The sequence below is a fragment of the Fluviicola taffensis DSM 16823 genome, assembly GCF_000194605.1.
Lineage (GTDB): Bacteria > Bacteroidota > Bacteroidia > Flavobacteriales_D > Crocinitomicaceae > Fluviicola > Fluviicola taffensis.
On the sequence record NC_015321.1, the window covers coordinates 3,109,281 to 3,133,574 of the forward strand.

The window sequence follows — 24,294 nt, forward strand, 5'->3', positions numbered from 1 at the left end:
ATGCAAAAAGTAGTTTTACTTCTTATTGGGTGTATTCTGAGTGGATTTGTTTCCGCTCAGGATACACTTTATATTAAGGATGATACTGGTTCTGTTGTTCCGTATGCGCAAATTTCGCTTCAGGATTTCACAGGAAAGAATACCAAATATGTTCAGTCAAATGAACAAGGAGTTTTAGTGATTCCAGTTGCTTATTACGCAAATGCGTCTCAACTAATTGTCAAAGTAAATACGGATGGTTTCCACCAAGAAGTAGATACAATTTCAAAAGGAAGTAGCCACCGAGTAAAGTTGGCTACAAACTCAAAGGATATTGATGAAGTGGTTGTTACCGGACAATTAGGAGCTGGTTCAATTACCAATTCGACTAATAAAGTAAAGGTGATAGACCGCGCTACAATTGAAGCGAAAGGTGCAATCAACTTACGTGATTTATTGCAAAATGAATTAAACATTCGTGTAAACCAAGATCAAATTTTGGGTAGCGGTATGTCGATGCTTGGAATTGGTGGAGAAGGAGTGAAAATACTAATTGATGGTGTGCCAATTATTGGTCGCCAAAATGGAAACGTTGATTTGAGTCAGATCAACCTTTCTAATATTGAACGAGTGGAAATTGTTGAAGGACCGCTTAGTACCAACTATGGAAGTAACGCCATGGCAGGTACCATTAATTTGATTTCAAAAAAGCCTAAAAATAAAGGCTTCGATATAAACGTAGGTGCTTTCTACGAAACAGTAGGAAACTACAATTTGAATGCGGGAATCACTTCTCGTGTTAAAAATCATTCAATTTCAGCATACGGTGCGCGTAATTTTTTTGATGGCTGGACACCTGGAGATAATTGGATTGAATTTCCTAAAAAAGAAGTAGCAGATTCTGGCAGATTCCAACAATGGAAAATGAAAGAACAGGTTTTTGGAGGATTGAAATATGCCTATAAATTCAAAAAAATAGAGATTATTCCATCTCTAGACTTATTCAGAGAGAAAATTGTAAACAGAGGTTATCCAAGAGCTCCTTTTCAAATAGCTGCTTTCGATGATGAATACGTCACGAATCGTCAAAATGGGGGATTGGAAGTAATCGGTTGGTTAAAAACAAATTTAAAATTGGATGTTCAATTGAACTATTCCAATTACAAACGCATCAAGAACTCTTATTTGACAGATTTAACAACTTTAGATCGCAAGTTGCTAGCAAATAGTGAACAAGATACCTCACGATTTATCTTGTATTTCAATCGCACGACTTTAACGAGAAACAATATTGAGAAGAAATTCAATTACGAAGTTGGTTACGATATTAACTACGAAGTTGGTCATGGAAATCGCATCGAGAATAAGCGAAAAGAAATTGGTGATTTTGCCGTTTTTGGAACGTTCAATTATGCTCCGTGGACTTGGTTAAATATCAAGCCAGGGCTTCGTTTCACATACAATACTTTGTACAAAGAAGCTTTCATGCCCGCATTGAATGTGAAATTAGGTAAGAAAAAACACATCCTTCGTGGAAGTATTGCTTCTGGTTTCCGTTCTCCTTCAATCAAAGAATTGTTCATGGAATTTGTAGATGTCAATCACAAGATTTTTGGAAATCCGGATTTGAAACCAGAAATCTCGAATCATGTTCAAGGTTGGTACAATTTCAATTGGGAACCAAAGAAATTTACTTTCGGATTTGAATTGTCAGGATACTATCAAGATATTCAAAACCGGATTAGTTTGTCTCAATCATCCGATGGAATAAACTACAGCTATTTTAATATCGATCAGTTCTATGCACGAGGGATTCAATCTTTGGTGAAAGTGGGACAAAAACAGTGGAATGTGAGTGTTGGATTTAATTACATCGGAACAGCATCTAATTACTCAGCTGGACGATATGCTTATTCTCCAGAGTTAGTTTCCAATCTTTCTTATCAACTTAAAAATGGAACAACAAAATTCAGTGTGTTTTACAAGTATACAGGTAAAGTTGTTGCTTATTTCATCAATGATGATGCATCGATTACACAGAATTTTATCTCAGATTACCAACTATTGGATGTGCAAGTTCAACAATGGTTCTTGAAGAAAACGTTAGGCGTTTCATTGGGTGGCAAAAACTTATTGAATGTGACTAACGTGAATTCTGGAAGTGGAAGTTCTGGCGGAGCACATTCATCTAGTTCAGGAACAGCTCCTATTGCTTGGGGAAGAAGTTTTTATGCGAACATTACTTATTTGATAAAATCGAAACAATGAAAAAGTGGCTAATTTTAGGAGTTATTCCCATTGTATGTTCTTGTTTTAAGAAAGAAATTCCAGTTGAGAAACCTGTTTCAGATGCAACAACTTCACAGGTCGTAATTGGTTCGGATTATGCCAATCAGATTTATTACGATTTGGAAACCAATTCAATCATTCGTCAAAATAATCGTGAAGTGTGGGATTTAGCTTTTGAAGCTGGTGAGAATGGATTTCACGTTTTGTTGAATTCAGCGAAAGTTATGGCCGCAGCTATTTCGAATGAAACTGATCTTGCAGCGCTTACTTCAGATGCTGGATTGACTTATACCTGGGATTACCATACAGGCAATTTAGATTCAACAGTCCTTAAAGACTGGCAAATTTCGGGGAAAGTATATGCCATTGACTTAGGATCTAGTTTAGCAGGAACAAATCTTGGAAAACGAAAATTGAAAATTATTTCTGTGACCGATACAGAGTACAAAATTCAATTTGCAAATTTAAATAGTACAACTTTCCAAACATATACCGTTCCGAAGTCTTCTACTACTGGGTTTACTTATTTCTCAATGACTGGAGGTGGTTCCTTGATTGATCTTGAGCCAAACAAAGAAACTTGGGATTTGTTATTCACCAATTATTGTCACGTTTTTGATGAGCATACGCCGTATTCAGTGGTGGGGATTTTATCCAATCGTTATGGAGTCAAAGTTCAAGAAGTAACTATTCCATTTGCGGATTTTAAGTATTCAGATATTGTAGAAACCAGTTTCGAAAATCGTATCAACGTAATTGGTTACGATTGGAAAACGTATGATTTTGACACTGGAAATTATGTTATTAGCAGTAACAGAACCTTTGTAGTGAAAACAATCAATGGTCGTTATTTCAAAATCCGATTTATTGATTTTTACGATGATAATGGAGTGAAAGGGGCTCCGAAGTTTGAGTTGCAGGAGTTGATTCCTTAAGGGAGTTCAAAAGAGCAAGTGTTCAAAAAGTTCAAAGTTGAATTTGAGAAATTACCGGAATGAAAGCCTTGGCTGTTTAAACTCTTTGAACCATTTGAACCCTCTTTGAACCTTTTCTGTTAACTTTGCCGCAAATTCATTTATAATGGCACAAAAACCGGCAATTCCAAAAGGAACAAGAGATTTTTTACCCGATGAGGTAGCTCGCCGAACGTATATTTTCGACACAATTAAATCTGTTTTTAAAACGTATGGATTTGCCCCAATCGAAACACCTTCCTTTGAACTTTCTTCCACGTTGTTGGGAAAATATGGAGAAGAGGGAGATCGCTTGATTTTCCGTATTCTGAATTCAGGAGAGAAGATGAAAAAGGCAGATTTAGATGCGTTGAAGTCTGAAAACTTAGCTCGATTTGCAAATTCATTGTCTGAAAAAGCACTACGTTACGATTTAACCGTTCCTTTTGCACGTTTTGTGGTGCAACATCAAAATGAATTATCATTTCCATTTAAAAGATATCAAATTCAACCCGTTTGGAGAGCAGATCGTCCACAACACGGTCGCTACCAAGAGTTTTATCAGTGCGATGCTGATGTTGTTGGTTCCGATTCCTTATTGTACGAAGTAGATTTTGTGCAGATTTTCGACCAGGTATTGACGAATTTGCAAATTCCAGGATTCACAGTTAAAATAAACAACCGCAAGATTCTTTCGGGAATTGCTGAAGTTTCTGGCGAAAGCGATAAAATCATTGACATTACAGTTGCGATTGATAAACTGGATAAAATCGGTGAAGAAGGTGTTGTGAAAGAATTGCTTGAAAAAGGTGTTTCTGAAAAGGCGATTGGAATCATTTCTCCTTTGTTTCAGATTACTGGAAGCAATGAAGACCGTTTAAATCAAATGAAGACTTTCTTGAAAAATTCAGAAATTGGATTGAAGGGGATTGAAGAATTGGAATTCGTATTGAATCAAACTACTGAATTGGGGTTAGAACGCGCTGAAGTAGAATTCGATGTTACTCTAGCTCGTGGATTAAACTATTATACAGGAGCTATTTTCGAAGTGAAGGTACACGATGTGAAAATGGGATCCATTTGTGGTGGTGGTCGCTACGATGATTTAACTGGTTTATTCGGACTCTCTGGGCTTTCAGGAGTTGGGATTTCATTTGGAGCAGATCGAATTTATGATGTGTTGAATGAATTGGATTTATATCCAGAAAACACGAATGCAGGTTTGACTTTACTGTTTGCCAATTTTGGAGAAAAAGAGGCTACATACTGTCTGAAATTGACGAAAAAATTGCGTCAGAATGGGTTGGATTGTGAAGTGTATCCAAGTGTAGCTAAAATGCAAAAGCAATTCAAATATGCTGATAATCGCAAAGTGAAATTTGTTGCAATTGTTGGAGAAGATGAATTGAACAAAGGAATTATACAATTAAAAAATATGGAAAGCGGAGAGCAAAAAGAACTCACAGAGTCTGATCTTCTTCAGTTTTTCAACAAATAAGTCTCATGAATACATTTACGATCACGAACGAATGGGTTTCTCTGGAAAAACTAGATGAAATCTTGGCGTCGAATGCTCAGTTAGCTATTAGCGAAGAAGCAAAATCAGGCATTGTTAAATGTCGTACCTATTTAGACGAAAAAGTAGCCAAAAGCGATCGTTTGATTTACGGAGTAAATACTGGTTTTGGAAGTTTGTGCGATACCGCAATTTCGAATGAAGATTTAGAGCAATTACAACGAAATTTGGTGCTTTCTCATGCTTGTGGAATGGGAGAGCGTGTTCCAGAAGAAATCGTAAGAAGATTGTTGATTTTGAAAATCATGGGACTTTCTCATGGTGCTTCAGGTGTTCAATTGGAAACCGTAGAACGTTTGGTTTTCTTCTTCAATAATCACATCCATCCAGTTGTTTTCCAACAAGGAAGTTTGGGTGCATCCGGGGATTTAGCTCCTCTTGCGCACTTGGTTTTGCCACTTTTGGGAGAAGGAACAGTGATGTTTGAAGGAAAAGAAGTGACAAGTTCTGAAATCAATACGCGTTTCGGATTGAGTCCGATTGCTTTGAGGTCGAAAGAAGGATTGGCTTTGTTAAACGGAACACAATTCATGTCTGGATATGCTTCTTATGCCATTTCAAACGCACGAAAACTATGGAAACAATTCAATGAAATTGCAGCTATTTCGTTGGATGGATTTGATGGACGTAAAGAACCTTTTGGTATTCAAGTAAATGAAATTCGCAACCAAGTTGGACAAATCAAAACAGCTGAAATTTTCAGAAATTTGTTGGGAGATAGTGAATTAGCGAATCGCGAAAAAGCACATGTTCAGGATCCGTATTCGTTTCGTTGTATTCCGCAAGTACATGGGGCTTCTTACGATACGATTGAACATTGTGCAACGATAGTAGAACGCGAAATCAATGCAGTTACTGATAATCCAACAGTGTTTCCAGATGATGACATCGTCGTTTCTGCAGGTAATTTTCACGGACAACCACTTGCTTTGGCAATGGATTTTCTGGCAATTGCTCTAGCCGAAATGGGGAGTATAAGCGAGCGAAGAATTTACAAATCCATTTCAGGAACTCGCAGTTTACCTGCATTTTTGGTTGCTAAACCAGGCTTGAATTCTGGATTTATGATTACACAGTATACATGTGCATCAATTGTGAGTCAGAACAAGCAATTGTGCACACCTGCAAGTATCGATACGATTGATTCGAGTAATGGACAAGAAGATCATGTTTCGATGGGAGCAAATGCTGCTACGAAATTGTTTCGTGTAATTGATAACTGTTATTCGATTCAAGGAATTGAGATTTTGCATGCCTGTCAATCTTTGGAATTTAGAAGACCATCAAAATCGAGTAAGCGATTGGAAGATATATTTGCTAATTTTAGAAAGAAAGTACCGTTTGTAACTGAAGATAGATACATGCATCCTTTGATGAAAGCGAGTAAAGAATTTGTAACAACTGGAATATGAGCGAAGATTATTTAGACAACAATCAAGAAAATCTAGAGAATAAAAAAAGACCCGTATTATTGACGGTTCTTTGTATTTTGAGTTTCATCATTATTGGAATCGGTTTGATGGGAGTATTGTTTTCTTTGTTAGGAGGACAACCATCGGATGAAGAAATCACCGCTACCTATAATGCTTCTTTAGATGTAGCAAGTGGTATGAGAGATCGCCAAATCGTTTGGATGGCTGAATTGATTGAGCAATCAGCAGATATTGCAGTCTATCAACAGCGCCGTTTTTGGTCAACGCTATTGATGAATTTTGTCACCTTTGGAACAGGATTTATGGGAGTTTTGTTCATGTTGAAAGGGAAAAAGTTAGGGTTTCATTTATACATCATTTATAATCTAATTAGCGTAGGTGGAGCATATATTTTGTTACCATCCCACATGATTCCAATGTCTTCAGTGATCATGAATCTGATTTTCTCAGGCTTGTTTGTCTTCTTGTATAGCCGAAACCTGAAATGGATGACGAAATAGTTGAAAATAAAATACTTAATAGTTTTTGGAATGGAAAATTAAAAGGATTTCGAATTTTTCAATTAATTTTATTTTTCAATGATAATTCGTTGAAAGATAATAGATTATTATCTGAATAAACTACTATTACAATGAAACTTACAGCGATTTTATGTTGTCTAATGGCATTTCCTCTTGTTTTTTTCGCTCAAACGGATCAACGCTATTTGGATTCTCTTGAAACCTACTTGAAAAAGAAGGATGATAGTTTAAAGTTACGGGCAATTAGTGATTTGGCTTGGGAATACAATTCTATAGATGTGTCCAGAGCAATTCGACTCAATTTGAAAGGATTGCGCATTGCCCAAAAATTGAAACGAGATTATGCTGTCGGGCAGGCTTACTCTGATTTGGGATCATCCTATTATTTCAAACGCGATTTTGATTCCTCCGCTTATTACTTTTTTAAAGCCCTTCCGATCGCTAAAAAAACAAATAATAAGCTTGAAATGGCTTATGTTTACCATCAATTAGGCGCATTGTATAAAGAACGTGCCGATTATCAAACTTCTTTGAAATACAATTTTACCTCTTTGAAATTGTACCTGGAACTCAAGGAAAAACACCAAATCGCTTTAATGTACAATAACATTGGAGTGAACTACGAAGAATTAAAGAACTATAAACTGGCTTATTCTTACTATCAGAAGTCGCTTCAGATTAATAAGCAGGAAAAAGACGAAAGCGGTATTGCCCGGAATTATATCGGTCTTGGTAATATTAGTATTACAAGGAACGAATTGGATAAGGCTTACGACTATTATGAAAAAGCATCCGTTATTTTTGAGAAACTGGGCTGGGGAATAGAATATTCTTCCGTGATCAACAATATGGGAGACGTGCTGGAAAACAAAGGTCAGTTTGCACAAGCTTTGGATAAAAGAAAAAGGGCTTTGGATGTTGCAGTAGAAATCGGAGATGTTCAGGGACAATCACGATACAATCTTTACCTAGCAGACGTACTGATGAAATGGAAGAAATTCCCGGAAGCACTTAACCATATTCAGAATGTTGAAAAATTGCGTACGGCAGAGCATTCACTGGAAATTGAAATGGACTTGTATGAAATGTCTTCCAAGTACTATTTCGGAACAAACGATTTTAAAAAAGGGAGTGCTTATTTAAATAAGTTCCATAATCTGAAAGATAGTGTTTACAGTGCGGAGCTTTCAGAGAATGTGGCTTCCATGGAGGTGAAACACAATACACAGCAATTAAGGCTTGAGAAAGCAGAGTCTGAAGCAGCAAATTTGAAGTTGACTAATGAGAATTTGAGAGGAAATCAACTACGGAATTACATTATTCTTGGAGCGGTCATTCTTCTTTTAGTTGGATCGGTTGTGTTTTATTTATCCAATCAAAAATTAAAGCGTTTTGAAGAACGAAAACGAATCAATGCGATACTTCAATCCGAAGAAACTGAACGAACTCGAATTGCAAGAGAATTACACGATGGCTTGGGGCAATTACTTTCAACTGCCCGAATCAATGCAGCTGCAATTGACGGAGTTGCCGATGAGGAAGATGAAGTAATTTTAAATAATGCTATCGAACTAATTGATCAGGCAATTGGAGAAGTACGAGTAATTTCTCACAATTTAATGCCGCAAGCTTTGTCTGATAAAGGAATAGTGGAAGCGCTTCAGGAATTGGTGGTTCGTACAAATACAGCGAAAAGGACGCAAGTGAATTTCAGTTGTTCGGATTTTGCTTCGGTAATTCCTAAGTTCGTTCAGTTAACAATTTATCGGGTGGTGCAGGAAATTGTAACGAATATGTTGAAGCATGCAAATGCGACTCAAATAACGATAGAATTATCAGGACAAGAATCTCATTTCAACCTGGTTGTTGCAGATAATGGTAAAGGATTTGATTTAGAATCGATTGCTAAAAGTGACGGGATTGGTTGGGAAAATATTCAAACGAGATTATCTTTGATTAATGCTAAATTCAACCTCGAAAGCACGATTGGAAAAGGCACAAGTGTAACCATTGAAGGACAGCTATGAATTCAGAAGTGAAAATAAAATTACTCATTGTAGACGATCATCAAATGATTATTGATGGAATCAAATCGTTGTTGAGAAAAGAGAAACAATTCGAGTTTATCGCAGAAGCTAATAGCGGAGAAGAAGCGCTGGAATTGCTTCAAAATCATCGCCCGGATATCTTAATAACAGATATTTCAATGCCTGGAATGAGCGGGAATGAATTGATCAAAGCATTGAAAAGTGCGGATCCTGAAATGAAAATTTTGGTAGTTTCCATGCACAATGATCCTGAAATTATTGCGGATATCGTTATGCTGGAGGCTGAGGGTTATATCCTTAAAAACACTGGAAGAAAGGAATTGACTGCGGCATTGGAGAAGATTGCTGATGGTTCTACTTTTTACAGCGAAGAAGTGTTGCTGTCTTTGATGAAAAGACAAAAGAAGGAATTTCGGAAAGACCTAGAAGTTGCTCAATTAAGTAATCGAGAAATAGAAATCATCCGATTGATTGCATTGGAATATTCCAATGAGAAAATTGCTGAAGAGCTCTTTATTAGTAAACGAACAGTAGAAACTCACCGAAAAAATATCAATCAAAAAACCAATATTAAAACAGTAGTTGGATTAATCAAATTTGCGATTAGAAACGAGTTAGTTTCAATCTAAAGAGCTTTCTGAGCAAAATATCCCAACTTATACGTACTTCGAATACCAACTAGACGGTATCTAAACCCTTTTTTCTGCTCATACCTTTGTATCAAGTTTAAATACAACAGATATGAAAAAAGCATTACCAATTCTCTTTTTAATTGTTTCACTTGGTGCAAGTGGACAAACATGGGTGAAAACAACAGCACCAGATTCGATTCTTTATCGAGGTATTCGTACTTGGGGTGAGGATACTATTTATGCTTGGGGGAACTCTCCAAGTTCACCAGTATATCCAAATACTTTGGTTTCTTCTTTTGATGGAGGTCAAACTTGGACGGTAGGGCCTTGGCAGAGGTTTAATACTGATCAGGTCGTTGCGACTCCTGCTGGACTTTTTGCTGGGTATTATTACTATTTAGGCAGTCCTGCATCTGGACATTTGGATTATACAACGAACGGAACTACTTGGCAAACGGTTCCAGGATCAACATTAGCTAATGGTGGGTATTACAAGCCTCTTGGTTTGTTGACAAACGGGAAATTGCTACTTGCAAATTCAACCAATGGCAAGTTGAACATTTCTCCTGATTATATCTCTTTGGGGTCTGATTATGGAACACTTTATCAATACAATGATGGATATACTTATTATGCAATTAATCCAACCAATGGACGGATTATTTTTGGACAAAATAGTGGTACAACTCATATGCAATATACCGATGATAATGCAGTGAGTTTTACGGATATTTCATTGGCGAGTGTAGTTGGAAATGTTTACTCTCCAATTGTTCGATATACTAAGAATAATACGTTTTTTAATGCGCGAATGGGTGGGATAACTGTTAGTACAGATAATGGCAATACATGGACAGCTTGTGCCAATATTGGAGGAAATCTCAGCGATATGCAAGCAAATAAAGATGGTCAAGTGATTTTTGCCCGTAGTGATAATCAAATCATGTCTTCATCTGACAATGGACAGACTTGGACCTCAATGAACAATGGTCTCCCAACTGGTGTAGGTTCATTAGGTATTGGAAAAACAACCGATGGAAAGTTTTGGTTAACACTTTATGGAGACCAGCCAACAAATGGTGGAATTTATGTCATTGGATCAGGCGGATCTACCGCTGAAATCTCGAATTCTGAAGATCAAGTGATTCAAGTTTATCCAAATCCAACTTCAGATTTATTAAATATTGAATTTGATGGCGACTTAACGAATGCTCTCTTTACTGTAAGTTCTTTGAATGGACAAACTTTTCAATTGCCACTGAAAGGAACGAAATTAGATGTAAGTTCATTAGAAAGTGGAGTTTACTTTCTACAAGTAGAAATGAACAATTCAGTCAAAAGAGTGAAATTCTTGAAAAATTAAATAACCAATACCCCGTGAACAAAATCTTCGATTCAGTAAGTACTGAATCGAAGATTTTTCATTTATATTCTTCTTATTCAGTTACATGTTAATTGTCAATGATGAAATTATCAAATGGAACTCTTTATTCGAAATACCCTCTTGATAATTAAATTTCACATAATTGAGAGTTCTTTACGGCTGATTTATAATTATTTAGCAGTGATTTTATTGTTTTCTTTTTTATAAAGGGGGAATTAGTGCTATCTTTGCACAAAAATTCCAAGTATTTCTCATGATTTCAGTAAATAATCTTTCTCTTCAATTTGGTAAACGTATTCTATTTGACGATGTAAATCTCAAATTTGGATCGGGTAACTGCTACGGTGTTATTGGCGCTAATGGTGCTGGTAAATCTACATTTTTAAAGATTTTAACGGGCGAGCAAGATCCAACTTCAGGTCGTATTGAGCTTGAGCCAGGAAAACGAATGGCTGTTTTATCTCAGAATCACTTTGAATTCGATCAATATGAAGTATTACAAACAGTGATCATGGGGCACAAACGTTTGTTTGAAATCATGACAGAAAAAGATGCTTTGTATGCAAAACCAGATTTTTCGGATGCTGATGGTATGAGGGCTTCTGAGTTGGAAGGTGAATTTGGTGATTTAGAAGGATGGAATGCTGAGACAGATGCTGCAACACTACTTAGCAATTTGGGAATCGATGAAAGCAAGCATTATATGAAGATGGAAGATGTTCCTTCTGAATACAAGGTACGTATTTTATTGGCACAAGCACTTTTTGGAAACCCAGATGTTTTAGTACTCGATGAGCCTACGAATGACTTGGATTTAAAAACAATTTCTTGGCTAGAAGATTTCTTATTAGACTTTAAGAATACAGTAATCGTTGTATCGCATGATCGTCACTTCTTAGATACAGTTTGTACACATATTTGTGATATCGATTTCAGTAAAATCAATGTGTTTACAGGAAATTACACTTTCTGGTACCAATCATCACAGTTGGCAGCTCGTCAACGTGCGGATAAAAACAAGAAAGCCGAAGATAAAAAGAAAGAGTTACAAGATTTTATTTCTCGTTTCTCTGCAAATGCGTCGAAATCAAAACAAGCAACTAGCCGCCGTAAATTAATTGATAAGTTGGATTTAGAAGAAATTCAGCCGTCTTCTCGTCGTTATCCTGGAATTACTTTCCACCAAGAACGCGATGCAGGAAATCAAATATTAACGGTCAGTGGTTTGTCCAAGATGCACGAAGGTGAATATATGTTCAAGGACTTATCTTTCACATTGAATAAAGGCGATAAGATTGCGATCGTTTCTAAAAACTCTTTAGCGATTACACAATTTTTCGAAATATTGAATGGAAATATGCAAGCTGATAAAGGTGATTTTACTTACGGTACAACCATCACAACGGCTTACTTACCTAATGACAATACTTCTTTTTTTGAAACAAAATTATCATTGATTGATTGGTTGCGTCAGTATGCGCAAACTGATGAAGAGCGAGAAGAAGTAAGTATCCGCGGATTCTTAGGTCGTATGTTATTCTCTGGAGAAGAGGCACTGAAAAGTGCTACAGTACTTTCTGGAGGTGAAAAAGTACGTTGTATGTTGTCGCGAATGATGCTTGCAAAAGCAAATTTTTTAACAATGGATGAACCAACGAATCACTTGGATTTGGAGTCGATTACGGCTTTGAATAATGGAATGTCAGCTTTCGAAGGAACTATGTTGTTTACATCTCATGACCACGAATTGGTTTCTACTGTTGCAAACAGAATTATTGAATTGACTCCAAATGGTTTCATTGACAAAATGATGCCTTACGATGATTACTTGGCAGATGCAAAAATTGCAAGCTTGCAAGAAGGTCTTTACGCATAAGCTTCATAAATATTTTAGAACGCCAATCTGTTAAGGTTGGCGTTTTTTTATAGGATTGCTTGTAGATTATAAAAATCAATTTCACCTTGTTTTGTGAATGCATAACCCCGATACCCCTCATCATCTCCCAGATATTTGCTTTCGATAAATCCGCTTTCTCTCAGAATTTGTATATGTTGAGATACAGCGGCACCACTAAGTGATGTGCGCTCAGAAATATGTTTGTTTGTAATGATATGGTACTTATGAATTTCATGAAGGATAACCACTCTTGCAGAAGCTGCAATTGCTCTTCCAATTCTTGCCCCATTTTTTTCTTCTTTTGTGTACTGTGTTTGTTTAGATCTTCCCATAAAGTAAATGTTTCTTATTTAAGTTAATGGAAAAGATTCTTTAAAGCAATAGACTCAGGCAAAAAAAATGAAAATATGATATCTGGATATCGTAAGATATTTATAACGTTATATCATAAAAATATGAATTCGTTATATAACGAATTCACTATTAGTGGATAATATGATTTTCACTCTAAAGAGCCTTTTAAACCTATTACCGATAAGAACCTAAATACTTAACCAGTAACCCAATCTCAACAATAAATGATAACTTCGTTTTATGTCTATTCCAAACAGATCGTTTTTATTCCGTCACAAACTCATCTCCTTGCTTCGTGATTTGGATGTAAAGGGAATTCGCAGACTTTCAATAGCTCTTCCAAAGCTTTTGCTACCCAATCCTTCAAAAGTTGGAAAACATGTATTAAAAACCATTCACGGTGTGAAAATGGTCATCGATCCTTCTGTTGACACTGGTGTGGAGCTTTCCCTTTTTCAAACGGGTACTTATGAAAAAGGAACCATCCAATTGCTGCAGAAGTATTTGAATCCAGGAAATACGTTTTTAGATATAGGAGCAAATATTGGTTTAATGTCAGTAATTGCCTCTAAGGTTGTAGGAGAAAAAGGAATCGTATATTCTGTAGAAGCAAATCCGAAAACGGTTCCAATTCTTCAAGTAAATAGCGAGTTAAATGCCTGCGAGAATATCGTGATTCTTCCAATTGCACTCTCAGATTCAAAAGGTATGGCAAGACTATTTGAAAATTGGGAAGTTAATCGGGGAGGAGCATCATTGATTTCTCAAAGTAATGAGCAACAAGGAATAGAGGTGAAAATGGAGCGCTTAGATGATTTGTTTCAGAAAGAAACTCCGCTTCAGCTGGTTAAAATTGATGTGGAGGGATTTGAACCTCAAGTGCTTCGTGGAGGAATGTCTTGGTTTCAGAAACAACAGCCCATTTTTATCATCGAAGTTTCTAAAAAGCGTGAAAAAGAAGTTGGACCAAGTCCAGCTGAAATTATGAAGTTGGTTCAAACGATTGGTAAATATTCATTCTTCAAACAAAAAGGAACCAAGGAACGCAGAGGTAAATTGATTGAGATTCAGAACGAACAAGATTTACCAAGTCATGACAATATTGTGTGTATTCCAGCTGCAAAAAACAATTAGCATATTTTTCTTTTTCAAAACAATTTTCTAAAAATAATACCCAATTGATAAAAAAGCTGTTGGCTTGCTAAAACTGCTGATTTTAGAGATATTTAAGTTAATTGGACCAAGAATCGTTTTAAATCGAACATTGATTCCAAAGCCTATTGTACTCGTATAATCGTAGGTTTTTAATGGGTCTTTCTTCGAATAATCAAAAGCATGTTGAATATTTTTACCGAAATCTTCAATACTTGAGGTGCTGTATAATATGTTTACATAAGGTGTAACGAAGAGTTTATGGATAACCTCCCATTGTGGACCGAATCGAAGCGTGTAAAATGCTTTAGAGCCAATTTCGCCATTTCTATATCCCCAAAGATCGATAGCCCCGGTTCGTGAAGTGGTATTAATTCCTCCAATGCTAAAGTATTCGGCAAATGACGTTTCATTCTCTAGAGTAGGTGTGCTGGATGTGTTTTTTATTTTAAATATTTGATCAAATACAAATCCTGTTTTTAATGTTGTAACAAGACTTAATCTTGGTATTATTTTGAAGTATTTCTCAAAAATAAATGAAACACGGTAACTTGGATTAAATCTGGCCCTGTCCTTTACAGATTGTTTTACAATCTTATTTGCAATCGTGTCCAAGGTGCTGTATTCTGATTTTATTTCTTCGTCAGAAAGCAATGTAAAACGATTTTCGAAAACAAGATTGCTTCCCTTTATTGGATAATACAAACTAGTGTAAGTATTCCTTTGATAGTTCAAAAATGTGCTGAATATGTTCCCATCGATCTTTCTAGGATGAACTTGATCCAATGTTTGATCATCAAATAATGGTTTTAAAGTAGAAACTTCATACATGACACCAATTGCTGCTGAAGATTGGACATTGATGTTGTAAGATAAAGCAGTAGAAAGCATGTTGTATTTGTTCTTATATGTATCCTCCAATCCTCCACTGGAAGTGAAAAACTTCTGTTTGATACTTTCATTGTAAAAAGAGGTAAACGTACTGAAACGAGAAGCTCGAATGTATTTGCGGTAATTGACACGAAATTTCAATGATTCTGCGAGATCTACAGATAATACAATTCGGGAGTTTTTACCGAGGACATTTCGACCTGTATAGTTTAAAAATACTCCAGCTCCATATTCTGTGTCGTAATGCACAGAACCTTTGAATACATGCTTAAAATCTTCAATTACTTGTAACTTAATATCTGCACCCTTTATCGAATCTTCTGTAACGGTATAATACACTTTTGAGAAATAACGATTAGAGTACGCATCAATAATTGAATGGTCTAAATCTTCAAAAGTAGTTGAATCACCAGGCTTTAAGTTCAGTCGCTTTAGAATGAATTCTTCCGTCTCAGCCGATGTGACTCCTTCAATGAAAATTGTTCGTACTAAAAATTGGGGGTTTGTATCCATTAATTTAGGACGTGAATAAGCACCGTTTAAAGTGTGATATTGCTTGGCTAAATTGATTAACTGTGGACGAACAAGTTCTACAACAGCGATTCCTTTTTCAATGATATTTTTGGCATATTTAAAATCACCAGCATTGAATTCAAGCATATTGGTTGTTAGGTTGTTGAATATATTACAGGCTTCAATATCGTCTTTGGCTTCCTGAATACCATAAAAACTACTCGATTGAATCAATAATTTATTAATTGTCGTTAATTCATCTTCATGCATCAATCTTCCTCCAGTATAACTCCCTATAATGAAATTTGCCCCCATAGCTTGTAACTGCTTTACAGGGAAATTAACCATTAATCCACCATCCACCAATAAATAGTCGTTCCATTTGACAGGTTTAAAAACGGTTGGAATTGACATACTACAGCGCATCGCAAGTGCTAAATTTCCTGAATCTAATTCGATGGGCCTCATCGTCAAAATATCGACAGCCATGCATTTATAGGGGATAGGCAATTTGTTGAAATCCGTAATATTATTGACATGCCTTGTTAAACGTGTTAAGGTTTCCTGAAGACTTTGTCCATCAATTACTCCCGTGAAATTGAAATGTTTCTTTACGAAAGGGATTTCAGCAATGTATTTGTTGTATTCATCTTTTTCGTCCATGTTAATATTGTCTGCAGGTACGTACTGATTCAAGATAATCTCCCAGTCCGCAGTTTGAGCAATACTATCAATTTGATTTCCAGTGTATCCAGAAGCATATAATCCACCAATTACACTTCCCATACTAGTTCCTGTTATGTAATCAATTTTGATTCCTAAAGAGTCAATTAACTTAAGAATTCCTATATGAGCAAGACCTTTTGCTCCACCACCACTCAAACAAAGACCAATTTTTGCTCTAGGTTTAAGGTCGATTGCTTTTTGTCCGTAAGATAAAGACGAAAACACGATCAATAGTACGAATAGTAATGCTTTCATAAGTATAGTAATGCTTAACAAATGTAAATCAATCCTTTAAATATTAGATAAATAGTTGAAAGATATTTGAATGCTAAATAATGAATAATCTGTCATTTTGTCACTAAAAGTTACTTGGCATAAACCTTGACATTACAAGAGAAATTTCAAATAAGTATGAAAACAGGACAAATACATGTTTCAACGGAAAACATTTTCCCAATTATTAAAAAATTCTTGTATTCCGACCATGAGATTTTCTTACGTGAGTTGGTTTCAAATGCAGTTGATGCAAATCAAAAGTTAAAGGTGCTTTCTTCCACTGGAGAGTTTAAAGGAGAACTGGGTGAGTTGAAAGTAGAAGTTCTTTTGGATAAAGAATCGAAGACTTTGACAATTAGAGACAATGGAATCGGTATGACAGCTGATGAAATAGATAAATACATCAATCAAATTGCTTTCTCTGGTGCCGAAGAGTTTGTAAAACAATACGAAGGTAAAGAAGGTGCTGAAAGTATTATTGGTCATTTTGGTCTTGGTTTTTATTCAGGATTCATGGTGGCTGAAAAGGTTCAGATTCGTACCTTGTCACGTCACGAAGGTTCACAAGCTGTTCAGTGGGAAAGTAATGGTTCTCCAGAGTATACATTGACAGAAATTGACAAAGAATCACGTGGAACTGACATTGTGTTGTATATCAACGAAGAATCGATTGAATTTTTAGAGAAATCGCGCATTCAAGGAATTTTGGATAAATATTGTAAGTTTCTACCTATTCCCGTTTTCTTTGGAGACAAAGTAGAATACATTAATTCGCCAGAAGGTGAAATGGATGAAGATGGGAAAGTAAAACGCATTTCTATTGATATTCCGAACCAAATAAATAACCCAAAACCAGCTTGGACTTCAGCTCCAGTTGATTTGAAAGACGAAGATTACAACTCCTTTTACCGCGAATTGTATCCAATGTCTTTTGACGATCCTTTGTTTCATATCCATTTGAATGTCGATTATCCATTCAATTTGACAGGGATTTTATATTTCCCGAAAATCAAGGAAAATGTAGAGGTTCAACGAAATAAAATCAATTTATATTCCAATCAAGTCTTTATTACTGACTCGGTAGCTGAGATTGTTCCGGAATTTTTGACTTTACTTCATGGTGTGATTGATTCACCAGATATTCCTCTAAATGTTTCTCGTTCTTACTTACAAAGCGATGGAAATGTGAAGAAGATTTCTGCACACATCACGAAAAAAGTAGCAGATAAATTGGCTGAAATGTTCAAAAAGGACCGTGCTGATTTTGAATCAAAATGGGATGATTTGAAAATTTTCGTAGAGTACGGAATGCTTTCAGATGAGAAATTTGCTGAAAAGGCTAAAACCTTTGCATTGATTAAAAATACGGATGGAAAGTATTATACTATTGAAGAATTTAAAGAGCAAATCGCTCCGCTTCAAACGAATAAAGATGGAAAGTTAATAGCACTTTATACGCACAGTTTAGAAGAACATTTTTCATTCGTCAAACAAGCAAAAGATCGTGGATTTCAAGTGGCAATTATTGACGGACCGCTTGCTTCGCATTGGATTTCAACAATAGAGCAAACAAACGAGAATTTGGGATTTGTTCGTGTAGATGCAGATGCATTGGATCAGTTGATTCAAAAAGAAGGCGAATTGCCCGCAAAATTGACAGAAGAACAACAAACGGCATTGAAACCTTTGTTCGAATCTGCGGTTGATAATCGCAAGTTCAAAGTGGAATTCAAATCGATGAGTGAAACAGATTCTCCAATCATTGTTACCCAGCCTGAGTTTGTTCGTCGAATGATGGAACAACAAAAATACGGAGGTGGAGGTTTCTTTGGAGCATTTCCAGAAACATATAGCATGGTTGTGAATGCAAATCATCAAAAAGTGGAATCGTTGTTGAGTTTGACCGATGACAAAGAAAAGTCGACTAAAATTAAGCAGTTAACTGATCTGGCTTTGTTGGCTCAAGGAATGTTGAAAGGCGAGGAGTTGACTAATTTTATTGAGAGAAGTATCTCATTTGTATAACGGATCATTCCCGTCGGTCGATTGGCTGACGGGAATTTTATTTTTATAGCGTGTATAGTATCATTTTTGCAATCGTTGCATTTGCTGTTTCAGGAGGAAGATTTCTGCCTGCAGTAATTGCATTTTTCGTAGGGGGATTTGTAGATCAAGCAGTTCGAGTTAGAAAGAACCAAGCTTCTAATGCCAATGGTGGAGGAGGTTCTCGTCAGTCATTCCAAGATGTTTTTGAATATTATACCCAACAAACACAGCGGTATGATTTTCCTACTCAATTGTTAGCTCTTTCAGCTTACATGATGAAAAGTGATGGAAAGGTTGTGAAGTCTGAGTTGAATTTTGTGAAATCATTTCTAGCACAACAATTCGGGAATCAATTCAATACATCACACTTACAAACGTTAAAGAATTTTCTGGATGCGCCATCAATTCCGATTGATCAAATCTGTTCGGATATTCGTGTGCGGGCTCAAGTAGAAATCCGCATTCAGTTGCTTCATTACCTTTTTGGAATTGCACAATCAGATGGTCAAGTATCTGAATCAGAGATAAAAACACTTCAATATATTGCCAATTTGTTACAGGTTCCTCCCATGGATTTTAGATCTGTGCAAGGAATGTTTAAGCAAAATTTAAATGCAGATTATGAAATTTTAGGAATTGAAGAATCTGCAACAGATGATGAGGTCAAAAAGGCTTATCGCCAAATGGCAGTTCGCTATCACCCAGATAAAGTTGCATCATTGGGAGAAGAATACCAAAAAGGTGCGAAGGAGAAATTTCAGCGCATTCAGGAGGCTTATGATAATGTCAAAAAGGCAAGAGGTCTTTAATGAAATAGTTCTGGCTAGAACGTTTTAGTTTTCTTAAACGTAGCCATATATTAATTCCACGTTAAAAAAAATAAAAATCGACACCACCATGTGATATTATTTACGTCTATTTGCATATAGCGTTAAATATTTAGGTATGCCTTCTACAAACTACTCTGGAAACCGTGTTTTCTTCCTGTTCTTTTTTTTAATGGGAATTACCTCTTTATTTGGCCAAGATATGCATGGTCAGAGCAGAGGAATGACTTCAACTGCAAAAAACTTGAGATCTTTTCCTATTTCTGAAATAAAGAATTTGGACACATGGAAAAAATTGAATTCCCCTAAGTATTATTCTCACCCCGAATTTGGAAAACTACCTAAAGACGCTCCTTGCGAGAATTGTGTAGAAGTCTTGGAAAAGCGAACAATTGATGAACGTTATTTCGTAAATGTATCCAATAATCAAGAATTTCACACACAAAAAGCATTGGGTGATTTACACCAATTCGTGAATGGAGAATGGGTTTCTGTGGAACACGAATTACATCCTGTTTCAAGTAATAGATATGAATCTGGTTATTTGTTGGATCAGGCTGTTATTGATTTTTCTACCGCAAGAACCGAATTAAAAACGGCTAATGGCACACTTCGCTTTAATAATTGGAAGTTGATTGTGGTGCAAAATGAAATAGAATCAAATCAATTTAGTGCAAACTGGTCTGATTATACTGTGGGTTCGGATGGTACCTTGATTCATAATGTTTTTCCTGGTATCGATGCTGAAATGATTGTTCTCAGAGGAGCGATCAAGACAAGTTTTATTATTAAATCCAATGAACTTGGAACTTTTGATAAGTTATTGTTTCGGGAAGAATTGGAGGGAGTATCTTCTCTACATGCGCAATTTTCAGATGGTACTTCTGGTTTAGGTGTCGGAAGCTTGAAGTTGATGTCAGGTTCAACAGAGCTGGCAGTTATGGATGAGGCAAAATTGTATACGAAAAACGGACCAAAAGAATTGGCTCGTTCAGCAGTATACAGTATTCATTCGAATCAAATTGATTTAATAGTTGAATCCAATTGGATAACTGACAATATTGACTCCTATCAGTTAGTAGTTGATCCACTTGTAACGGGAACGGCTACTCTTGCTCAGGCTTTAATTACTGGTTCAAGATACAATGCAAGTTGTAATTTCACCACTTCTTGTGATTATAACCTGTCTGTTCCTTTTCCTGCAAATGCAACGGTTACAGCGGTTACTTTTTCATTTACTTATACAGCGAATGGTACAACTTGCTGGCTTCAGGATGGTGCAATGAGAATTGCATCTGGTGGTTGTGTGAGTCCATCTGCAACGGGATTTTATTGGTTTTGCAATGCCATAGGGGGAGGAACGTGTGCTGCTACGAATCAAACAGTCTATACCGATTTGGTAAGTTGTATGCCTGCGCCTAGTTGTGCAATCCAAAACGTACCATTTACTTTACAGTTTTTCCGATCATGCTGGGGAGCAACAGGTTGTTCAAATACCTGTATTGGAGCAGGCTCTCCTTGGGTGATGAACATGACAGGGAAAACATTGGAATATACGAATACAACAACTCCGATTACGCTTTCTGCAACGACGGTTTGTCAAGGAGGGGCAATTACGGCAACAACTTCTGGTACAGGTGGGGTTCCAGGTTATACTTATAATTGGAGTTTTAGTCCGACTGGAACGCCAAGCGTTGGAACTGGAGCAAGTACTAGCATTTCATTTCCTACTTCAGGAACGATAACACTTTATTCAATCGTTACAGATGCTTGTGGAAATCAAGTAACGAATAGCCGAATAGTAACTGTAACTCCAGGAATACCTCCAACGATTACTGCTGGTGGGCCAACCACTTTTTGTGCTGGTGGCTCTGTAGTTTTGACTTCATCGTCTGCAACAGGAAATACATGGTCAACTGGTGCAACAACTCCATCAATTACAGTTACAGCAAGTGGTTCTTACACCGTTACAGTTTTGACAGGAAGCTGTACTTCGACTTCAGTTGCAATGGTAGTGACGGTTACTCCGCTTCCAGCCACTCCAACTATTACCGCTGCTGGACCAACTACTTTTTGTGCTGGTGGCTCTGTAGTTTTGACTTCATCATCCGCAACAGGAAACCTTTGGTCAACAACAGAAACTACTCAATCAATAACGGTTTCTGCTAGTGGAACTTATTCATTAACCGTTTCAGCTGGAGGTTGTACTTCTGCATCTGCTTCTACAATAGTTACGGTCAATCCTGTTCCTGCAACTCCTACAATTACCGCTGGTGGTCCAACAACATTTTGTGCTGGAGGTTCAGTTACTTTGACTTCATCATCTGCAACAGGAAATACGTGGTCAACAGCAGAAACAACTCAGGCAATAACTGTTACAACTAGCGGAACTTATACAGTAACGGTTTCTAATGGTTCTTGTTCAGCAACTTCTACAGCGATAACGGTTACAGTAAATCCTCTTCCAGCTACGCCAACGATTACAGCAAGTGGTCCGTTTGCATTTTGTACAGGAGGAGCAGTTACTTTAACTTCATCAGCTACAACCGGAAACACTTGGTCTACAGGGGCAACTACTCAATCAATTACAGTTACAACTAGTGGAACCTATACAGTAACGGTTTCAGCAAGTGGTTGTTCCTCAGCTACAGCTTCAACGACCGTTACCGTGAATCCACTTCCTGCAACACCAACTATTACAGCTAGTGGACCAACCACATTTTGTGCAGGCGGTTCAGTTACTTTGACTTCATCATCTGCAACAGGAAATACATGGTCTACAGGAGCTACAACTCAATCAATTACAGTTGCAACTAGTGGATCATATACGGTTACCGTTTCGAATGGCTTATGTTCTGCAACTTCTACTGCTACAACTGTTACCGTGAATCCGCTTCCAGCAGTTCCAACAATTGGAGCGGGAGGACCGACTATTTTTTGTGCTGGCGGTTCAGTTACATTAACTTCATCCTCTCCAACAGGGAATACTTGGTCTACAGGAGCAACAACACCATCAATTACAGTTACAACTGGTGGCTCGTATACGGTTACATCATCTAACGGATCTTGTACTTCAATATCTTCTGCGGTAGTTATTACCGTGAATCCACTTCCAGCAACACCAACAATTACAGCTAGTGGACCAATCACATTTTGTACTGGTGGTTCTGTTACTTTGACCTCCTCATCTGCGACAGGAAATACGTGGTCTACAGGAGCGACTACTCAATCGATCATTGTCACAGCTAGTGGATCTTATACTGTTACAGTGGCAAATGGACCATGTTCGGCAACGTCTACTGCTACAACTGTTACCGTGAATCCACTTCCTCCAGTTCCAACAATTGGAGCAGGTGGGGCAACTACTTTTTGTACTGGAAGCTCTGTTACCTTGACTTCTTCATCAGTAACAGGAAATACATGGTCTACAGGAGTAACAACACAATCTATTACAGCTACAACAGCGGGTTCTTATACGGTAACTGTTTCTGTAAATGGTTGTTCCTCAACTTCTGCGCCGTTGACAGTTACAGTTAATCCGCTTCCAACGGTTACAGCAGCCAACAATGGGCCTTTGTGTGTCAATCAATTATTGAATTTAACTGCATCTGGAACGGTTGGCAGCACTTATTCTTGGTCAGGACCTAACGGATTTAATTCTACTGTTCAAAACCCAAGTATTCCTTCCATAACAATTGGAGAATTTGGAATCTATACCGTAACAGCAACATTGAATAATTGTAGTGCTTCTACAACAACAACAGTCACTTTGAATTCTGGAAATTCTACTACGATTGTTCCAGCGGGTCCATTTTGTGGAAATGACACACCATTTTTGCTTTCAGCAGCAAGTCCAGGAGGAAATTGGTCTGGAACAGGAATCGTAAATGCTTCAACGGGTTTGTTTGACCCAAGTGTTTCTGGAGCTGGTTCATTTGTTATAACTTATGATATTCCGGGTTCTTGTTCAGGTGCTTCAACTGCGACTATTATTGTCAATTCAGTTCCAGTAATTGCCTTTTTGGCAGACACATTATCTGGTTGTGCACCTTTAGCTGTTAATTTTACAAATCAAACTCCCTCGGTGAGTTCACAATGGAATTTTGGTAACGGACAAACATCAGGTTCTTTACTCAATGCTTCTACGAACTTCACATCTGCTGGATGTTTTACGGTTTCTTTAACTGTATCAGATTTGAATGGTTGTTCGGCAACTTCTACGAAAGTTAATTTCATCTGTGTTAATCCAGAAGCTGATGCGTCTTTTACGCCTTCCCCATCTGATGCAACAATTACACATCCTGAAATTCATTTTATCAATACTTCATCCAATGCCACATCTTATAGCTGGAAATTCGGAGATGGAGGAAATTCGATTCTTTTTTCTCCCACTCATACCTATGATGAAGTTGCCAGTAATTATACTGTGGAATTAATCGCGACAAATTCCTTCGGTTGTTCAGATACAAGTAGAGTAATTGTTAGGGTTTTGGATGAATTGATTTATTTTGTTCCAAATGCATTTTCACCAGATGGAGATGAGTTTAACAACACCTTCCAACCAGTATTTACATCCGGATTTGATCCGTATAGCTTTAATATGCGCATTTTTAACCGTTGGGGAGAAACGTTGTTTGAGTCGAATGATCCAAAAGTTGGTTGGGATGGTACATACCAGGGAGTTTTGGTTCAAGAAGGCGTTTATTCTTGGACGGTTTCTTTTAAAGATTCAAATAGCGATAAAAAATATTCCGATCAAGGCCATTTGAGCATGATAAAATAGATTTACTTGGACTT

The 24,294-nt window shown here is 37.0% G+C and carries 15 protein-coding genes; 13 read left to right on the forward strand and 2 right to left on the reverse strand.

Features of this window, described 5'->3' with window-relative positions; all coding sequences use genetic code 11:
• From FLUTA_RS13605 to FLUTA_RS13645, 9 genes are all read left to right on the forward strand, one after another.
• The gene (locus FLUTA_RS13605; protein ID WP_013687460.1) at window positions 1-2,247 is read left to right on the forward strand and encodes a TonB-dependent receptor plug domain-containing protein; all 2,247 of its coding nucleotides are present in this window, start codon (window positions 1-3) and stop codon (window positions 2,245-2,247) included.
• Window positions 2,244-3,203, forward strand: a complete 960-nt coding sequence (locus FLUTA_RS13610) for an HmuY family protein (protein WP_013687461.1) — start codon at window positions 2,244-2,246, stop codon at window positions 3,201-3,203. The genes FLUTA_RS13605 and FLUTA_RS13610 overlap by 4 nt, the downstream gene beginning before the upstream one ends.
• Before the next feature lie 145 nt (window positions 3,204-3,348).
• Window positions 3,349-4,719, forward strand: a complete 1,371-nt coding sequence (hisS, locus tag FLUTA_RS13615; protein ID WP_013687462.1) for a histidine--tRNA ligase — start codon at window positions 3,349-3,351, stop codon at window positions 4,717-4,719.
• 5 nt (window positions 4,720-4,724) lie between these two features.
• Window positions 4,725-6,209, forward strand: a complete 1,485-nt coding sequence (gene hutH, locus FLUTA_RS13620; RefSeq protein WP_013687463.1) for a histidine ammonia-lyase — start codon at window positions 4,725-4,727, stop codon at window positions 6,207-6,209.
• On the forward strand, window positions 6,206-6,730 hold the full coding sequence (locus tag FLUTA_RS13625; protein ID WP_013687464.1) for a hypothetical protein: 525 nt from the start codon (window positions 6,206-6,208) through the stop codon (window positions 6,728-6,730). Before hutH ends, FLUTA_RS13625 begins: the two co-directional genes overlap by 4 nt.
• A gap of 161 nt (window positions 6,731-6,891) precedes the next feature.
• A complete protein-coding gene (locus FLUTA_RS13630; protein ID WP_043023829.1) occupies window positions 6,892-8,778 on the forward strand; it encodes a tetratricopeptide repeat-containing sensor histidine kinase in 1,887 nt (628 codons plus the stop codon).
• Window positions 8,775-9,428, forward strand: a complete 654-nt coding sequence (locus FLUTA_RS13635; protein ID WP_013687467.1) for a response regulator — start codon at window positions 8,775-8,777, stop codon at window positions 9,426-9,428. Before FLUTA_RS13630 ends, FLUTA_RS13635 begins: the two co-directional genes overlap by 4 nt.
• Window positions 9,429-9,540: 112 nt before the next feature.
• Window positions 9,541-10,794, forward strand: coding sequence for a T9SS type A sorting domain-containing protein (locus tag FLUTA_RS13640; protein WP_013687468.1), 1,254 nt, complete (start codon window positions 9,541-9,543; stop codon window positions 10,792-10,794).
• A 274-nt stretch (window positions 10,795-11,068) separates the two neighbouring features.
• Window positions 11,069-12,691, forward strand: a complete 1,623-nt coding sequence (locus FLUTA_RS13645; RefSeq protein WP_013687469.1) for an ABC-F family ATP-binding cassette domain-containing protein — start codon at window positions 11,069-11,071, stop codon at window positions 12,689-12,691.
• Between the two features lie 47 nt (window positions 12,692-12,738).
• Here the strand turns inward: FLUTA_RS13645 and FLUTA_RS13650 are convergent, their stop codons facing one another.
• Complete coding sequence (locus FLUTA_RS13650; RefSeq protein WP_013687470.1) at window positions 12,739-13,044, reverse strand: winged helix-turn-helix domain-containing protein; 306 nt, start codon at window positions 13,042-13,044, stop codon at window positions 12,739-12,741.
• A 262-nt stretch (window positions 13,045-13,306) separates the two neighbouring features.
• Here FLUTA_RS13650 and FLUTA_RS20870 point away from each other — a divergent pair, with 262 nt between their 5' ends.
• Entirely contained in the window at window positions 13,307-14,200 is an 894-nt protein-coding gene (locus tag FLUTA_RS20870) for an FkbM family methyltransferase (RefSeq protein ID WP_013687471.1), read from the forward strand.
• A gap of 27 nt (window positions 14,201-14,227) precedes the next feature.
• Here the strand turns inward: FLUTA_RS20870 and FLUTA_RS13660 are convergent, their stop codons facing one another.
• Window positions 14,228-16,603: a patatin-like phospholipase family protein gene (locus FLUTA_RS13660; protein WP_013687472.1), complete on the reverse strand. Its 2,376-nt coding sequence runs from the start codon at window positions 16,601-16,603 to the stop codon at window positions 14,228-14,230.
• A gap of 156 nt (window positions 16,604-16,759) precedes the next feature.
• Here FLUTA_RS13660 and htpG point away from each other — a divergent pair, with 156 nt between their 5' ends.
• The 3 genes from htpG to FLUTA_RS20875 all read left to right on the forward strand — a co-directional run bounded on the left by htpG (window position 16,760) and on the right by FLUTA_RS20875 (window position 24,280).
• A complete protein-coding gene (gene htpG / locus FLUTA_RS13665; protein ID WP_043023830.1) occupies window positions 16,760-18,649 on the forward strand; it encodes a molecular chaperone HtpG in 1,890 nt (629 codons plus the stop codon).
• Between the two features lie 50 nt (window positions 18,650-18,699).
• Complete coding sequence (locus FLUTA_RS13670) at window positions 18,700-19,479, forward strand: TerB family tellurite resistance protein (protein ID WP_013687474.1); 780 nt, start codon at window positions 18,700-18,702, stop codon at window positions 19,477-19,479.
• Window positions 19,480-19,615: 136 nt separating this feature from the next.
• The gene (locus tag FLUTA_RS20875) at window positions 19,616-24,280 is read left to right on the forward strand and encodes a PKD domain-containing protein (RefSeq protein WP_013687475.1); all 4,665 of its coding nucleotides are present in this window, start codon (window positions 19,616-19,618) and stop codon (window positions 24,278-24,280) included.
• Window positions 24,281-24,294 lie beyond the last annotated feature (14 nt).

What these genes read in the sequence shown, in the direction of transcription:
- FLUTA_RS13605 (WP_013687460.1), top strand. Translation starts at nt 1, where the DNA reads ATGCAAAAAGTAGTTTTACTTCTTATTGGGTGTATTCTGAGTGGATTT.
- FLUTA_RS13610 (WP_013687461.1), top strand. Translation starts at nt 2,244, where the DNA reads ATGAAAAAGTGGCTAATTTTAGGAGTTATTCCCATTGTATGTTCTTGT.
- hisS (WP_013687462.1), top strand. Translation starts at nt 3,349, where the DNA reads ATGGCACAAAAACCGGCAATTCCAAAAGGAACAAGAGATTTTTTACCC.
- hutH (WP_013687463.1), top strand. Translation starts at nt 4,725, where the DNA reads ATGAATACATTTACGATCACGAACGAATGGGTTTCTCTGGAAAAACTA.
- FLUTA_RS13625 (WP_013687464.1), top strand. Translation starts at nt 6,206, where the DNA reads ATGAGCGAAGATTATTTAGACAACAATCAAGAAAATCTAGAGAATAAA.
- FLUTA_RS13630 (WP_043023829.1), top strand. Translation starts at nt 6,892, where the DNA reads ATGGCATTTCCTCTTGTTTTTTTCGCTCAAACGGATCAACGCTATTTG.
- FLUTA_RS13635 (WP_013687467.1), top strand. Translation starts at nt 8,775, where the DNA reads ATGAATTCAGAAGTGAAAATAAAATTACTCATTGTAGACGATCATCAA.
- FLUTA_RS13640 (WP_013687468.1), top strand. Translation starts at nt 9,541, where the DNA reads ATGAAAAAAGCATTACCAATTCTCTTTTTAATTGTTTCACTTGGTGCA.
- FLUTA_RS13645 (WP_013687469.1), top strand. Translation starts at nt 11,069, where the DNA reads ATGATTTCAGTAAATAATCTTTCTCTTCAATTTGGTAAACGTATTCTA.
- FLUTA_RS13650 (WP_013687470.1), bottom strand. Translation starts at nt 13,044, where the DNA reads ATGGGAAGATCTAAACAAACACAGTACACAAAAGAAGAAAAAAATGGG.
- FLUTA_RS20870 (WP_013687471.1), top strand. Translation starts at nt 13,307, where the DNA reads ATGTCTATTCCAAACAGATCGTTTTTATTCCGTCACAAACTCATCTCC.
- FLUTA_RS13660 (WP_013687472.1), bottom strand. Translation starts at nt 16,603, where the DNA reads ATGAAAGCATTACTATTCGTACTATTGATCGTGTTTTCGTCTTTATCT.
- htpG (WP_043023830.1), top strand. Translation starts at nt 16,760, where the DNA reads ATGAAAACAGGACAAATACATGTTTCAACGGAAAACATTTTCCCAATT.
- FLUTA_RS20875 (WP_013687475.1), top strand. Translation starts at nt 19,616, where the DNA reads ATGCCTTCTACAAACTACTCTGGAAACCGTGTTTTCTTCCTGTTCTTT.